Consider the following 1,619-nt stretch of genomic DNA (forward strand, 5'->3'; position numbering starts at 1 on the left):
TCGGCACCCGGGGCTCCGCCTCGGCGTCCAATGCAGTGGCGACCGGCACGGGCAGCGGGTCGTCCGCCATCATCCAGGGCCAGCCCACCTATGTGACGCGCCTGGGCGACGTGGCCCGCGTGGAGGAGGCGCCGGAGGAGGAACGTCGCCTGTTCCGCGGCAACGGCATGGACCAGATCGGCCTGGCGGTGACCCGTCAGGCCCAGTCGAACGACCTGGCCATCTCCGAGGGCGTTCACAAGATGATCGAGGAGATCCGGCCCAGCCTGCCGCCGGGCGTGACCATCGAGGTCGGATCGGACAATTCGGTCTTCACCTCCCACGCCATCGACGAGGTCTGGATCACCATCGGCATTTCGATGGCGCTGGTGGCGTTGGTCAACTTCATCTTTCTGGGCAGCCTGCGGGCCGCCCTGATCCCGTCGATCGTGGCGCCGATCTGCTTGCTGGCGACCTTCATCGTCCTGGCCCCGCTGGGCTTTTCGCTGAACCTGCTGACGCTGTTGGCGCTGGTTTTGGCCATCGGTCTGGTCGTCGACGACGCCATCGTGGTGGTCGAGAACATCCAGCGCCGCCTGGATCACGGCGAGCCGCCCCTGGTCGCCGCCGAACGGGGCGCCCGCCAGGTGTTCTTCGCGGTCGTGGCCACGACCATCGTGCTGCTGTCGGTGTTTGCGCCGCTGCTGTTCCTGCCGGGGTATGTCGGGCGGCTGTTCGTGGAGTTGGCGGCGGCCATCGCCGCGGCGGTGGCCTTCTCCGCTTTCCTGGCGCTGAGCCTGTCGCCGATGCTGGCGTCCAAGATCCTGAAGCCCGCCCAGGGCGGCGGCTGGGTCGCGCGGCGCGTCGACTGGGCCATGGACCGGCTGAAGACGTCCTATGGCCGTTCGCTGGACCTGCTGCTGGGGCGGCGCATCGCGGTCGTCGGCGTGGCCGGGCTGATCGCCCTGGTGGCTGCGGGCGCAGTGGGCATGTTCCTGGTTCTGCCCAATGAGTTGGTCCCTGACGAGGACCGGGGCCGTGTCAGCGTACGCGTGGCGGGACCTGAGGGCGCGGGCTTCGATTACACGCGCAAGATCATGATGGGGCTGGAGCCGCTCCTGGCCGAATACAAGGCCAGCGGCGAGGCCGACAGTTTCCTGGTTTCGGCTCCTGGTTTCGGCGGCGGCAGCTTCAACTCCGGCAATGCGGTGATGGTGCTGTCGGACTGGTCCAAGCGCGACCGGTCGGCGGCCGAGATCGCGCAGGAGCTGAACGGCAAGCTGCGAAACCAGACCGACGCCCAGGTGAACGCCTCCACGCCCGGCGCCTTCCAGCGCGGCGGCGGCAACTCCAACTCCATCGAACTGATCGCGACGGGGACGGACTACCAACAGATCTACAACTGGCTTCAGCCGCTGCTGGCGGCGGCCCAGGGCAATCCTGGCTTCTCGCGTCCGCGGCTGAACTACGAGCCGAACTCGCCGCGCCTGCTGGTCGATGTCGATCCGCAGAAGGCGGCCGCGCTGGGCGTGTCGTCCCAGTCGATCGGCCGAACCCTGGAGACGATGTTCGGCTCGCGTCGGGCGACGACCTACATCAAGGGCGGGCAGGAGTATGACGTCATCCTGCAGACCGATCGA

Annotated in this window: 1 protein-coding gene; it reads left to right on the plus strand. The window is 68.0% G+C overall.

Going from position 1 to position 1,619, the window contains the following annotated elements; genetic code table 11:
• On the plus strand, nt 1–1,619 hold a 1,619-nt coding region (locus B2U11_RS14045), incomplete at both ends, for an efflux RND transporter permease subunit (RefSeq protein WP_292072626.1).

The sequence above is a fragment of the Brevundimonas sp. UBA7534 genome, assembly GCF_002479325.1.
Taxonomy (GTDB): Bacteria; Pseudomonadota; Alphaproteobacteria; order Caulobacterales; family Caulobacteraceae; genus Brevundimonas.